Genomic DNA, 12,090 nt, shown 5'->3' with positions numbered 1-12,090 from the left:
GGAGCGAGCAACTCCCACTCCCGGTCGGTGAGTTCATGGCGACGTATCACCCCACCATGATCCACCACCCGATGATCTTTGAAGACGGACCCTAGGGCAGTCCACCTCGCGCACGGGACTCCGACAACCCCGAAGAAATGCGGCCCAGGTCTGGTGTTCCCGGTCAGGGGATGAGGACCAGCTTGCCGTCGATCTCGCCGGCCTCGCCCCGCCGGTGGGCCTCCGCCGCGTCCGCCAGCGGCAGGGTCGTGCCGACCTTGGCGCGCAGTGCGCCTCTGGCGGCCAGGTGAGCGATGGCCCGCATCCCGGCGTGGTCGGACTGGACCATGAGGCCGCGGTAGGCGACACCGAGCCGGTCGGCGAGCGCCAGGGCTTCGTCGTCGGCGCCCAGAAGGGAGACGAGGACCCCGCCGCGGCGGATCGTGCACAGGGCGTCAAGACGGTTCCGTCCGGGAAGTGGGACGAGGGCCGCGTCGACTCCGGAGAGGACGTCGCCGATGGCGGTGGTGCGGTAGTCGACCACCTGGTCGGCGCCGAGCGACCGTACGAAGTCGGCGTCGTCCGCAGAAGCGGTGGCTGTGACGTGGGCGCCCAGGTGGTGGGCGATCTGCACGGCGAGATGGCCCACGCCGCCGGCGCCGCCCTGGATGAGCACACGCTGACCGCCGCTCACGCGGGCGGTGTCGTTCAGTGCCTGCCAGGCGGTCAGGGCGGCCAGCGGCAGGGCGGCCGCCTGGGTGAAGTCGATGCCGGCGGGCTTGTGGACGAAGGCACGGGCCGGCCCGGTGGCGAACTCGGCGTAGCCGCCGGGGGCATGGGGATAGGGCAGCATCCCGAAGACCTCGTCGCCCTCGTTGTACAGGGTGACGCCGCGGCCCAGCTTGTCGACCACTCCGGCGACGTCCCAGCCCGTGACGGCGGGCAGTCCGTGATCGTAGGGGATGGTGCCGTCGCGGTGCTTCCAGTCGGTGGGGTTGACTCCCGCGGCCCTGACGCGGATGCGGATCTCGCCCACGGCCGGCTCGGGGATCGGAAGTTCGCCCTCGGTGAGGACCCCAGGGCCTCCGTATGTGTCCTGGATGATTGCGCGCATGCCTCTGCTCCTTCGCTGCTGGTGGTAGGTCCAGGAATGCCCGTCCTTCAGGGAGGGGCGGACGTCAAGCGGAGGTGTCGTCGCGGGCGACGGTGACGACGATCTTCCCGACCTGGGCGCCCGACTCCATGTAACCGTGCGCTTCGGCGATGTCGGCGAGATCGAAGGTGCGGTCGACGACAGGTGCAAGGGAGCCGTCGGCGAGGCCCGCGTTGACGAACGCGACTGCGCGGCGGAGCCGTTCGGGGTCGGCGGTGACCCTGAACATCGTGAACATGCCGGTGCTCAGGTCCGGGTAGTGGGCGGTGTTCGGCAGCGGGGTGGGCCGGGGATCCATGGCGCCGTAGATCAGCAGTCGGCCGCCCGGGGTGATGGCCTCGGCGATGGTCTCGACACCGGGGCCCGCGATCGGGTCGAAGGCCAACCGGACGCCTTCGCCGCCGGTGATCTCCTTGACCCGGGCCGGCAGGTTCTCCTCGTCGGTGACGATGACGTGGTCGGCGCCCGCGTCGAGCAGCGCCTGCTTCTTGCCCGCGCTGCGGGTGGTGGCGATGGAGACCGCGCCGATCCGGCGGGCCGTCTGGATCGCGGCCAGGCCGACACCGCCGGCGGCCGCGGACAGCAGCACATACTCGCCGGCGCGCAGCCCGCCCTCGTCGACGAGGGCGCCGTACGCGGTGATGTACGCCATCCACACGGCGGCTGCCCGGACCGGGTCGGTGCCGGCCGGACGCGGCACGACGGCGGCGGCCGGGACGACGACGTGGTCGCCGTACGTGCCGTAGGCGTTCATGGAGAACGCGGGTACGACGCCGACCGGATCGCCCACGGCGAGACCGGTGACGTTCTCGCCGACGGCCTCCACCGTGCCCGCGGCCTCGTAGCCGAGGGTGCTGGGGAAGGCGGGCTGCAGAAAGTAGCTGCCCTCGCGGAACATCACCTCGGCCCGGTTGAGACCGATCGCCTCCACCTGGATGAGCACCTCGTCCGCGCCGGGTGGACCCACCTCGATGTCGCGCACCGTGAGGACCTCGGGGCCGCCGAAGCGGTCGAATTGCACTTGCCTGGCCATGGAACACACCTTTTCCGGCTGCCTGCGGGGCGGGCAGCTCCGTGGCGGAGCTCCTGGGTCCCGAAGGCGTGAAGGGTCGGGTCGCGTCGGTCCGCGGACACCTGGGCCTTGACCCATGGGTGCCGAACCGCAGCAAGAGGGGTGAAAGTGCCGGTTATCGGCATCTGTGGATCATGATGCACTCCGCGCCAGGGCCGACGACAGTGGCAGGTATGTCATTACCCGATAGAATCCTGCCATGGGTCATTCCGAGCGGCCGCACAAGGTCGCCGTCCTCGCACTGGACGGCGTCTACCCCTTCGAGCTGGGGATCCCGGCCCGCATCCTCGGCTCGGCGGACGACGCGTACGAGGTCGTCGTCTGTTCCGTCGACGGTGGTCCGGTCGAGACCAACGCCGGCTTCCGCGTCGTTCCGCAGCACGGGCCGGAGGTGCTCGAAACAGCCCACACCGTCATCGTCACGCCGGTCGAAACAGCCCGGATCGGCCGCGAGCCGGCCCCGGAGGTCGCCGCCGCGCTCGCCCGGATCCGTCCCGGTGCCCGGATCGCCTCCATCTGCAGCGGAGTCTTCGTGCTGGCGGGAGCCGGCCTGCTCGACGGGCGTCCGGCCACCTGCCACTGGGAGAGCGCGGAGCAGTTCCGGAACTGGTTTCCACGGATCCACCTCGACGAGGACGTCCTCTTCGTCGACGACGGCGACGTACTCACGTCGGCGGGCGCCGCCTCCGGCGTCGACCTGTGCCTCCATCTCATCCGCACGGACCACGGAGCCCAACTGGCGAACCGGGCCGCGCGGCGCTGCGTGGTGGCACCCTTCCGAGAGGGCGGGCAGGCCCAGTACATCGACCGGCCCGTCGCCGACGATCCCGCCGATTCCACATCGGCCACCCGCCAATGGGCTCTGGAGCGGCTGACGGAGAAACTCACCGTGGAACAACTGGCCCGACATGCCCACATGAGCCCGCGGACCTTCGTACGCCGCTTCCACGCCGAGACCGGCCTGCCTCCCGGCCAGTGGCTGACGAGGCAACGCCTCGCGCACGCCAGGAGCCTCCTGGAATCCACGGACCTGACGGTGGACCAGATCGCCTACGAGATCGGCTTCGCGACCGCCGCCTCGCTGCGCCAGCACCTCAATGCCGAACTGGGAGTCTCACCTCAGGCCTACCGCCGCACCTTCCGGACAGCCGCCGCCTCCAGCAAGGCGTGAACACGTCGGATCGAGCAGAGTCCTTAGTCTCCGTCTGCCGCGGGCGCCGGGCACACTGGGGTCGCTCCTGGGTGGAAGGGCGATGTCAGACCCGTGCGCAAGGATGCGAGGCATGACGACAGCAATCCTTGCTCCGCTCGCTGACCGCGCCGCGTATCACTCCGCCGTGGACGAGGCCCTGGCGGCATGCGCCGCCTACTACGCCGACGGGACCAGCCCGCTCGACGACGCCGCCTACGACGCCCTGGCCGGCCGTATCCGGGTTTTCGAGCTGGAGCACCCCGGCGACGTCCGGGAGGACTCCCCCACGGGCAAGGTCGGCGGCGGCGCGGCCCCCACGGGCGACGTCGCCCACACGGTGCCGATGTTGTCGTTGGACAACGTCTTCAGCGGCGAGGAACTCACCAAGTGGGACGCCTCGCTCGCACGACGCCTCGGCGGCCCGGCGGCGGGTGGGTACGTCGCGGAACCCAAGCTGGACGGCGCCGCGATCGCCGCCCGCTACGTGGACGGGCACCTGGTCCAGCTCGTCACCCGCGGCAACGGAGCCTTGGGCGAGGACATCTCGCACGCGATCGGCTCCATCGTCGGTCTCCCCCGGGACTTGAGCACACCCGCCACGTTCGAGGTCCGCGGCGAAGTCCTCCTCACCAGCGAGCAGTTCCTGGCGGCCAACGCGATCCGGCAGGCCCACGGGGCGAAGGTCTTCTCCAACCCCCGCAACGGCACGGCCGGCACGCTGCGGGCCAAGGACAGGCCGTACGTCATCGAGTCGACGTTCTACGCCTACGGTGTGGTCGGACTGGCCGGCGACACGCACGCAGAGATGATGGCGGCGGTCGCTGCCACCGGCGTGCAGACCACGGCGGCCACGCCTGCGGGTCTGCGGGTGCTCGGCACCGTGGCGGAGGTCCAGCAGCGCGTCGAGGAGATCGCGGCCATGCGCGCGGAGCTTCCCTTCGGCATCGACGGCGTCGTCATCAAGGCCAACGCGGTCGCCGAGCAGGAGAAAGCCGGACTCGCGACCCGCCATCCGCACTGGGCGACGGCCTACAAACTGCCCCCGACCGTGTCGCGGTCCAAGCTCCTGGCCGTGGAATGGAACGTCGGCCGCACCGGCGTCATCGCCCCGCGCGCCGTGCTGGAGCCGGTCGAAGTGGACGGCAGCGTCGTGCAGTACGCGACACTGCACAACCCGCGGTTCATCCGCGACAGCGGCCTCATGATCGGCGACACGGTCGGCGTGTTCAAGGCGGGCGACATCATCCCGCGCGTGGAAGCCCCGGTGGTCGAACTCCGCACCGGCGAGGAGACGCCGATCGTCCTGCCTGAGACCTGCCCGAAGTGCGGGGGCGAGATCGACAGCTCCGGTGAGCGGTGGGAGTGCGCGGGCGGCGCCGGCGGGGGCTGCGGACTGCTCGCCGCCCTGCGATATGCCGTCGGCCGCGACCAGCTCGACATCGACGGCCTGGGCGTCACCTACATCGAAGCCCTGGTCGACAGCGGCGCGGTCGCCGACATCGGCGACCTGTTCACCCTCAGCCGCGAGCAGCTGGTCGACGCCACCCGCAGCGAAAAGCGGGCCGACACGGTCCTCGGCCAGATCGAAGCGGCCAAGACCAAGCCCCTGTCCAAGGTGTTCTGTGCACTGGGAGTTGTGCGCACCGGGCGAACCCTCTCCAGGGAGATCGCACGGTACTTCGGCACCATGGACGCGATCCGCGCGGCGGACGCGGATGCTCTCGCCGCGGTGCCGAAGCTGCCCGCCGCCAACTCCTCGAAGATCGCCGCTCACATCGCCGCGTTGGGGCTGGTCGTCGACAAGCTCGTCGGCGCGGGCGTGAACATGACCGAGCCGGTCGTCCCCACCGCTGAGGGCGGCCCTCTGACCGGCGAGGTCGTAGTGATCACCGGCGGCATGCACGGCCCCTTGGCGGGGCGGAACCGAACCGAGATGAACGACCTCGTCAGCCAGGCCGGTGGTGCCTCTTCCGGCACCGTGTCGCGGAAGACGACCATCCTGGTCGCCGGCGAGGGAGCCGGGTCGAAGCTCCAGAAGGCTCAAGAACTCGGCACCAGGGTCCTCAGCGAACTGGAGTTCGCGGACCTCATAGCCGACTACCTCACGTAGGTGGCACCTCATGCCGACCTCGCACGGCGGGGTCTTGGCCGACGCCTACACCAGACGAGGTTGAAGCAGTGACAGCGGTCCCGCGGACACCCGGGCCAGGGGTCCACCGCCTCGGGGAAGCGGCCGGTGGAGCGGGGCTGCCCCGGCCAGGAGGTTTTCGGGTTGTTCACACCGGCCCGCGGGCGGAGCGTTCTACCAGCACACCAGCACCGGCGCTTCCCGACGATCCCCGCACCCCGCTGAACAGCAGGTCATGCGCGGCCGTAGTCATGCGGGAGTGACGTGCATGCCGCCCTGGTGCAGGACGTCGAGGACCTCGCGGAACAGGTCGCGGGGCTGCCCTTCCGGTGTCAGCGTCCGGGACATGTGCTCGCGTGCGGTCATGGCGTCACGCCAGAGCAGTGTCGCGGGAGCTGTGCGGCCGAAGGTGCCGCGCAAGCAGTCGGCGAGGGCGTCCAGGCAACCGCCGAAGTAACCGCCCGGCCCGTTCACCGCCTCGCCGAGCGCCAAGTAGAAGCCCGGCTCGTCGGTGACGTGTCGTCCGTCGAGTTCGTAGACGTGACCGGCCGGCCGGTCGCATCGGGCCCGTTGGAAGGCCCGCTCTCGGACGAGATCGTGCCAGGCCCCGCGGCAGCGGTTGTCCAGACCGGCCCAGGCACCCTGAGTGCCGGGCGGCCCGGCGAGCCACCGCTCCCAGATCGGCCGGGCGTATTCGGGAACGGGCGTGACGTGCTCCGCCTTGAGCTCCACGTCGATCAGATCCGTCCCGTACGAGGACGGGCGCCAGGCGCTGACTCTCGCCCACAGCAGGCGCTCGGTGAGCGGCTCCCCCTGATCGTCGCGTAGCTCAAGAGCGGCCTCTTCCAAGTCCAGTTCCCGTCGGGTGCCCTTTGCCAATGCCGCCCGCAGCTCTTTGCCCGGGGCGAGCCCTCGCAGGACGAGTGGGGGCGCCGGCTGCTCCGGCGGCAGGACACGGGCGAGTTCCCGGCAAGAGCCCAGCCAGCGGAGCCCGTCGTGCACGCGAATCCGGCCCCGGTGACCCTCGGGCGGGCCTTCGTAGTGGTCCAGCCCGGTCACTGCGAGACTGCCTGTCCCGAAAAGCCGGCCCATACTTTCCGCGCCCTCCAGCAGCCAGGGGCCGAGCGTCTTGTCGTCCGGCACCAGCCACACCCGGTCGCCCACCCACCGGCCGACTCCGGGTTGCGGAACCCAGCCGAACAGCTCGTAGGTCCCGCGCCGAATGTCTCCGAACAGTCCTTCCACCTCGGCACAGACGCCCCAGGCATGCCCGTGCTTCGTGTCCCTCAGCGTGTACCGCCTTCGCCCGCGTCGCTCCTGGTCCTGATGCACGACGCGAATCATGCCGGGACCAGGCCGCCACAGCGAAGGCATTTCCCCTGCGGGGGTCGTGATGCCGCAACAGGCGCGTTCAAGAACCGGCACGACCGACGTGCTCAAGGGCCTGCCCACGCACGACTTTGATCGCGCTGTGCCGGCGGCCGAGCATCGTCACCACGCGGGTCGACCTTGCGTGCGGCTTCCCGCGCCCCGATGAACACGGCGGGCCCCGCCCCATGAGGGGCGCGGCCCGCCGCCTGCTGCGTCATCCGTGGGGCACGGCTACCAGGAGGACTTGGTCACGCCGGGCAGGAACCCCCCATGGGCCTGTTCGCGCATCCGCACCCGGGAGAGCCCGAACTTGCGCAGATGGCCACGGGGGCGGCCGTCCACGCTGTCACGGTTGCGGACGCGGGTGGGGCTGGCGTCGCGCGGCTGGCGGCGCAGTTGCGCCTGCGCGGCCTGGCGTTCGGCTGCCGTGCTGGACGGGCGCCGGATGATCTCCTTCAGTTCGGCACGTCGCGCCGCGTAGCGCGCCACCGTCTCCCGGCGCTGGTCATTGCGGGCGATCTTGCTCTTCTTGGCCATCAGACCTTTTCCCCTCGGGCTCGGATCCGGGCGACGGCGGCCTCGATGCCGATCGCGTCAATGGTCTTGATGGCCTTGGCGCTCAGCGTGAGGCGGACGTGCCGTCCCTCACTGGCGAGCCAGTAGCGCTTGGTCTGGACGTTGAGGTTGAAGCGGCGCGAGGTGCGCCGGTGGGAGTGGGAGATCCGGTTGCCGAAGCCCGGCTTGGCGCCGGTGAGCTGACAGTGGGCGGACAAGGGACTACCTGCTTCCTGCGGACAACCGCGTTTCGCTAATGAAAACCATTCCCATATAGTAGCGGCATGGCTCGCAACGAACTCCGTCCCGTCATCAAGCTCCGCTCCACCGCAGGAACCGGCTACACCTACGTGACCCGCAAGAACCGCCGCAACGACCCGGACCGCATGGTCCTGCGCAAGTACGACCCGGTGGCCGGACGGCACGTCGACTTCCGCGAAGAGCGCTGACCCCCACCAGGAGGCAATCCCATGAAGCAGTCGATCCACCCCGCCTACGGCCCGGTCGTCTTCCGCGACCGCAGCGCCGACTTCGCGTTCCTGACCCGCTCCACACTGACCAGCGACAAGACCGTCCTGTGGGAGGACGGCAACACCTATCCCGTCATCGACGTCGAGATCTCCAGCGCGAGCCACCCCTTCTACACCGGCACGGCACGGGTCCTGGACACCGCCGGGCGCGTCGAACGGTTCGAGCGCCGCTACGGCCGACGCGAGGGAGCACGGTGAACGAGGAGGCAAACCGGCTGCCCGTGGTCATCGTCGCCGGCCTGCACGCGGATGCCCGCCGGTACGTGGTGGACCGCCTGCTGCGCACCGTGCCGGGAAGTGTCGCGCTGCACCACGACCTGTCGACGGCACAGGACACCTGGGTGCGGCGCACCGTGCGCGACGCCTCCGGCGAGTTGGACAGCGGCACTGCCCCGCTGGTCAACGACTGCGCCTGCTGCGCCCTGCGCGAGGATCTGCTGCCGGAACTGGAACGCCTGACGGGCAGCGGCCTGACCACGCTCGCCATCGTCGAGCTGTGGGACTCCGTGGAACCCAAGGCGATGGCCGAGGTGATCTGCGCGCACGGAAGCCGGAGCATGGAACTCACCGGTGTCATCACCGCCGTCGACCCCGCGCTGATCCTTCCCTACCTCGCCAACGGCGACGATCTGGCGGAAGCCGGCCTGCAAGCGGCCCCCACCGACGAACGCACCATCGGGGACACCTGGGCCCGGCAGCTGGAGTACGCGCCGGTCATCGCACTCGTCCACAGCGAGGAGACCGACGAGCGGGACGACCAGGACGCGGCACTGCTGACGCAGCTCCATCCCACGGCCCGTCATGTGTCGGCCGATTCGGGGGAACTGGCTGCCGCGGCTCTTGCGGGCTTCGACGTCGAAGCGGCAGCAGCGGCTCAGCACCCCGCATGCGCACTGCTCCCACAGGAAGCGGACGAGCACGGCGTCGCCACGGTGGTGTGGCACCGAACGCGGCCCTTTCACTCCGAACGCCTCTACCAGGCCCTGGAGGATCTGTCGTGCGCGGCCGCCCGCAGCCGCGGGCGGTTCTGGCTCGCGGACCGGCCGGACACCCTCCTGTCGTGGGAGGCCGCGGGCGGAGCCTTGTGCGTCGAGGAGACCGGGCCCTGGCTGGCCGCACTTCCCGACGCCGCCTGGGAGATGGTCCCGCCGGTGCGCAGGGCCGCCGCGGCCCTGGACTGGGATGCCGAGCACGGCGACCGCTGCCAGCATCTGGTCTTCACGTCACCCGGTCTGGACCGGGAAGGGCTGGTGCAGCTCCTCGAATCCTGCCTGCTGACCGACGCCGAGTACGGTGCGGGGCCGGAAGCCTGGAGGCGCCTGCCCGCCGCGTTCGACGCTCTCCTCGACCCCATTCACTGACCTCGCCCGAACGTGTCCGGCGCATCACCCACAAGGAACCTCATGGCTCGACGTCTCGCTCCCCACAAGGCCGTCAAGGCCCGCCCCAACCCGCTCGAGGTGGCCGGGATCACCTACATCGACTACAAGAACACCGACCTGTTGCGGAAGTTCATCTCCGACCGCGGCAAGATCCGCAGCCGCCGCGTCACCCGCGTCACCGCCCAGCAGCAGCGCCGGCTGGCACGGGCGATCAAGAACGCGCGCGAAATGGCGCTTCTGCCGTACGCGCATCGGTAGAAGTCCGCGCGCCGGCTCCCGCGGCCGTCCGCCTCGGCAGGCGCCCGTCCTGCGGGTGGGGGCACCGCCGCCGCGGTGTCCCCACGAGCAGGCTCGGCTCCGCGCGTCTGCGGGACACAACGCGGCGTCACGCAGGCCGGCCCGCTTGAACCGGACTGTTTCGTCATCGTCCGCGCGGGGCCCGAGGTGATGCCATGGCCGGCCGGTGGTCAGTCGTCCTTGGCGAGTTCCTGCCGCCAGAGGCGGTCGCAGAGCAACTCCGTGCCCCTGGTGAGGTGTCGGCGGTACGTGGTGAAGGGAACGGCCAGTGACTGTGCGGCCAGTTCCTGGGTCGGAGCAGTGCCCAGGAACGTCGCGTCGAGCACCCGGTGCAGCTTCGCGAGCCGCTGGTCCGCGGCCATGGCCCGGATCGTGTGCGTCAGCAGTTCCCGCAGTTCGCGTGTGCGGTCGGCGAGGTCACCGGTGGCCACCAAATGGCTGCGTACGAGGGGATTGTCGGCCAGGGCATCGCTGTGCAACGTCCGGAGGGCAGCGCGCACCGCCTCGTCGAACTCGGGCCGGGACAGCACCGAGTACTCCTCCTCGTCGGCGTCCGGGAGGACCGCCTGGCCGGACATCGCCTGGGTCGTGAGCAGATCCAGCCAGGGCTCCAGCGGTGTCCTGCGCCAGTCGCGGGCGAAGAGGGCGAAGTCCGTGGCTCCGATCCGCCTGGTGCCGGGAACCAGGGTGTGCTGGATGCCGGCGAAGTTGTCCTGCCACAGCAGGGAATGGGCCGCGACGCAGAACGACCAGGCGAGCCCCTCTCCCATGAGCCATGCCTGCGCGTTCCTGAACAGCATCTGGTCCATCACGGGCGAGGATCGCTCGTACTGCTCGGGGTCGACGAAGAACCGCGAGATGCCCAGGTGCTCCCCCGGCCGCAGCCCGCCCTGGTCCGCGACGTGGTTCCACGCGGCGTCGACCACCGGATCGGTACGGCGGTCGTGCTCGTCCGGTTCGCTCAGCCGCAGCCACGCGGAGAAGCCGACCGGCAGTCCGGTGGAGGTCCGGCGGCACACCTGGAACGCCTCGGGGGCGCGGTCCAGCCAGTGATCCACGATCGCGGCGAGTTCGGCGCCCTCGGCCCGCCGGGCGAGGTCCAGGACTCCTTGCCGGTCGGCCTCTCGGTAAAGGTCGCCGAAGACGTCCTCGGCGCCGCCCCAGTGGAGGAAAGCGGCCATGACCGGGGAGCGCCGAAAGGTGAAGAGGAGTTCACGCACCGTCCGCAGCGCCTCCGCGTCGGCGGACGCCCGTACGCGCTCCAGCAGGTGTCCTCGGACGGAGCGGTGGATCGACGCGTAGCCTTCAGGATCGCGCCACCGCAGATCGGCCTCCAGCGCGTTGCGCGCCACGTCGTGCGGATACACCCCGCGGGCACCGGACTCGGTGAACGCCAGGCCCCGCAGCCACGTGAACAGGGGGCCCGCCTGATCGGGGGGTACCACGGCACGCACAAGGTCCTCGGTGGTGGCCTCGGCGTGCGCGCACACCGCCAGGGCCCGGCGGTGCTGGTCGGAGGGCACCTCGCCCACCAGGTGGCCGAGGAGGGAGGCGACCACCTCCTGCCCGGGCTCCCAGGAACGGCCGGGGTCCCGGGACAGCAGCGAGCCGGGTTCGTCCCTGGCCACCTCGGCCGCCAGCGTCAGAGCGAGGGGATGGCCGCCGGTGAAGCCCAGGACTCTGGCACGCAGGTGCTCGGCCACCCCTCTTCTCTCCATCAAGGCATCGGCCTCGTCCGGGTCGAGGTTGCGCAGCCTGATCACGCGCAGCGTCTCCGACCAGGCAGGGTCGGCGCGCCAGCCGGGAGTGGGCGGGAGCCTGCTGGCCAGCACCACGATCGCGTCGTACGGCAGCCGCGGCAGGAACCTCTGGCTGAGCCACGTCTCGAGGCCCTGGCACCGTTCGAAGGTGTCGATCACCAGGACCGCGCCCTCCGCCGGCTCTCCGACGGCATTTTCGAACGCGCGCGGCGACGCCTCGACGAGCCGCCCGTCCACCTCCACCACGGGCCGGCCGGCTCCCCGGGCATCGGCCGCGAAGCGGTTCAGCAGTGTGGACTTTCCGATGCCGCCTGGTCCGTGGACGTAGAACACCGAGAAGGCCCCGGCCTCACCGGCCAGCGCCGCGGCGAAAAGGTGACGTTCGTCGGCCCGGCCGACGAACGACCTGCGCCGGGCGGCATCCAGCCGGTCGCGCACGGTCCGCACACTTTCCCTTTCCGACGGCAGGACGCCTCCCCCCTCCCATGGCTCGGGCACCCGGCGCACCTGCGGGGGCTCACCGGCTCGCGTCCCGGGCGTAAGAGCACCGATGAGCAGTGATTGGACACCGGACGGACTGGAGAGTGGACAGCCGATCTTCTTAACGTCATCCCATGTTACGACTCCCGGCGCAGTCGCCGAGGGGTCGCGATCAAGAGTGCCGAAGCGGC

At 70.6% G+C, this 12,090-nt stretch carries 12 protein-coding genes; 6 read left to right on the top strand and 6 right to left on the bottom strand.

What is annotated here, in order from left to right:
* Positions 1-163: 163 nt before the first annotated feature.
* Entirely contained in the window at positions 164-1,093 is a 930-nt protein-coding gene (locus tag ACIP9H_RS39935) for an NADP-dependent oxidoreductase (RefSeq protein ID WP_401963839.1), read from the bottom strand.
* A 64-nt stretch (positions 1,094-1,157) separates the two neighbouring features.
* Positions 1,158-2,165 carry a zinc-dependent alcohol dehydrogenase family protein gene (locus tag ACIP9H_RS39930; RefSeq protein ID WP_401592737.1) on the bottom strand — a complete coding sequence of 336 codons (1,008 nt, stop codon included), beginning with the start codon at positions 2,163-2,165 and terminating at the stop codon, positions 1,158-1,160.
* A 238-nt stretch (positions 2,166-2,403) separates the two neighbouring features.
* Between ACIP9H_RS39930 and ACIP9H_RS39925 the strand changes: the two genes are divergently transcribed.
* Entirely contained in the window at positions 2,404-3,375 is a 972-nt protein-coding gene (locus tag ACIP9H_RS39925; protein WP_401963837.1) for a GlxA family transcriptional regulator, read from the top strand.
* Between the two features lie 112 nt (positions 3,376-3,487).
* Positions 3,488-5,506, top strand: a complete 2,019-nt coding sequence (gene ligA / locus ACIP9H_RS39920) for an NAD-dependent DNA ligase LigA (RefSeq protein ID WP_401963835.1) — start codon at positions 3,488-3,490, stop codon at positions 5,504-5,506.
* A gap of 267 nt (positions 5,507-5,773) precedes the next feature.
* Here the strand turns inward: ligA and ACIP9H_RS39915 are convergent, their stop codons facing one another.
* The 3 genes from ACIP9H_RS39915 to rpmB all read right to left on the bottom strand — a co-directional run bounded on the left by ACIP9H_RS39915 (position 5,774) and on the right by rpmB (position 7,668).
* Positions 5,774-6,868: a barstar family protein gene (locus tag ACIP9H_RS39915; protein WP_401592731.1), complete on the bottom strand. Its 1,095-nt coding sequence runs from the start codon at positions 6,866-6,868 to the stop codon at positions 5,774-5,776.
* 258 nt (positions 6,869-7,126) lie between these two features.
* Positions 7,127-7,432, bottom strand: a complete 306-nt coding sequence (gene rpsN, locus ACIP9H_RS39910) for a 30S ribosomal protein S14 (protein ID WP_401963832.1) — start codon at positions 7,430-7,432, stop codon at positions 7,127-7,129.
* Positions 7,432-7,668 (bottom strand): 50S ribosomal protein L28, encoded by a 237-nt coding sequence (gene rpmB, locus ACIP9H_RS39905; RefSeq protein WP_360917781.1) that lies wholly within the window; start codon positions 7,666-7,668, stop codon positions 7,432-7,434. The genes rpsN and rpmB overlap by 1 nt, the downstream gene beginning before the upstream one ends.
* Positions 7,669-7,734: 66 nt before the next feature.
* Between rpmB and rpmG the strand changes: the two genes are divergently transcribed.
* Genes rpmG through rpsR form a run of 4 tightly spaced genes read left to right on the top strand, consistent with a single transcriptional unit; the run spans position 7,735 to position 9,620 of the window.
* Positions 7,735-7,899, top strand: coding sequence for a 50S ribosomal protein L33 (gene rpmG / locus ACIP9H_RS39900; protein WP_201843023.1), 165 nt, complete (start codon positions 7,735-7,737; stop codon positions 7,897-7,899).
* 21 nt (positions 7,900-7,920) lie between these two features.
* Complete coding sequence (locus ACIP9H_RS39895) at positions 7,921-8,178, top strand: type B 50S ribosomal protein L31 (RefSeq protein ID WP_360917779.1); 258 nt, start codon at positions 7,921-7,923, stop codon at positions 8,176-8,178.
* Positions 8,175-9,341, top strand: a complete 1,167-nt coding sequence (locus ACIP9H_RS39890; protein ID WP_401963829.1) for a CobW family GTP-binding protein — start codon at positions 8,175-8,177, stop codon at positions 9,339-9,341. Before ACIP9H_RS39895 ends, ACIP9H_RS39890 begins: the two co-directional genes overlap by 4 nt.
* A gap of 42 nt (positions 9,342-9,383) precedes the next feature.
* On the top strand, positions 9,384-9,620 hold the full coding sequence (rpsR, locus tag ACIP9H_RS39885) for a 30S ribosomal protein S18 (RefSeq protein ID WP_360917775.1): 237 nt from the start codon (positions 9,384-9,386) through the stop codon (positions 9,618-9,620).
* Positions 9,621-9,829: 209 nt separating this feature from the next.
* On the opposite strand, the gene ACIP9H_RS39880 is transcribed toward rpsR, so the two are convergent.
* Positions 9,830-11,857, bottom strand: a complete 2,028-nt coding sequence (locus tag ACIP9H_RS39880; RefSeq protein ID WP_401963827.1) for an ATP-binding protein — start codon at positions 11,855-11,857, stop codon at positions 9,830-9,832.
* Positions 11,858-12,090 lie beyond the last annotated feature (233 nt).

Source organism: Streptomyces sp. NPDC088732 (genome assembly GCF_044751205.1).
Classification (GTDB): domain Bacteria; phylum Actinomycetota; class Actinomycetes; order Streptomycetales; family Streptomycetaceae; genus Actinacidiphila.
The sequence above is the reverse complement of the archived record's forward strand: the minus strand, read 5'-3'. Positions and strand labels throughout refer to the sequence as shown.

What these genes read in the sequence shown, in the direction of transcription:
- ACIP9H_RS39935 (WP_401963839.1), bottom strand. Translation starts at nt 1,093, where the DNA reads ATGCGCGCAATCATCCAGGACACATACGGAGGCCCTGGGGTCCTCACC.
- ACIP9H_RS39930 (WP_401592737.1), bottom strand. Translation starts at nt 2,165, where the DNA reads ATGGCCAGGCAAGTGCAATTCGACCGCTTCGGCGGCCCCGAGGTCCTC.
- rpsR (WP_360917775.1), top strand. Translation starts at nt 9,384, where the DNA reads ATGGCTCGACGTCTCGCTCCCCACAAGGCCGTCAAGGCCCGCCCCAAC.
- ACIP9H_RS39895 (WP_360917779.1), top strand. Translation starts at nt 7,921, where the DNA reads ATGAAGCAGTCGATCCACCCCGCCTACGGCCCGGTCGTCTTCCGCGAC.
- ligA (WP_401963835.1), top strand. Translation starts at nt 3,488, where the DNA reads ATGACGACAGCAATCCTTGCTCCGCTCGCTGACCGCGCCGCGTATCAC.
- ACIP9H_RS39915 (WP_401592731.1), bottom strand. Translation starts at nt 6,868, where the DNA reads ATGATTCGCGTCGTGCATCAGGACCAGGAGCGACGCGGGCGAAGGCGG.
- ACIP9H_RS39925 (WP_401963837.1), top strand. Translation starts at nt 2,404, where the DNA reads ATGGGTCATTCCGAGCGGCCGCACAAGGTCGCCGTCCTCGCACTGGAC.
- rpsN (WP_401963832.1), bottom strand. Translation starts at nt 7,432, where the DNA reads ATGGCCAAGAAGAGCAAGATCGCCCGCAATGACCAGCGCCGGGAGACG.
- rpmG (WP_201843023.1), top strand. Translation starts at nt 7,735, where the DNA reads ATGGCTCGCAACGAACTCCGTCCCGTCATCAAGCTCCGCTCCACCGCA.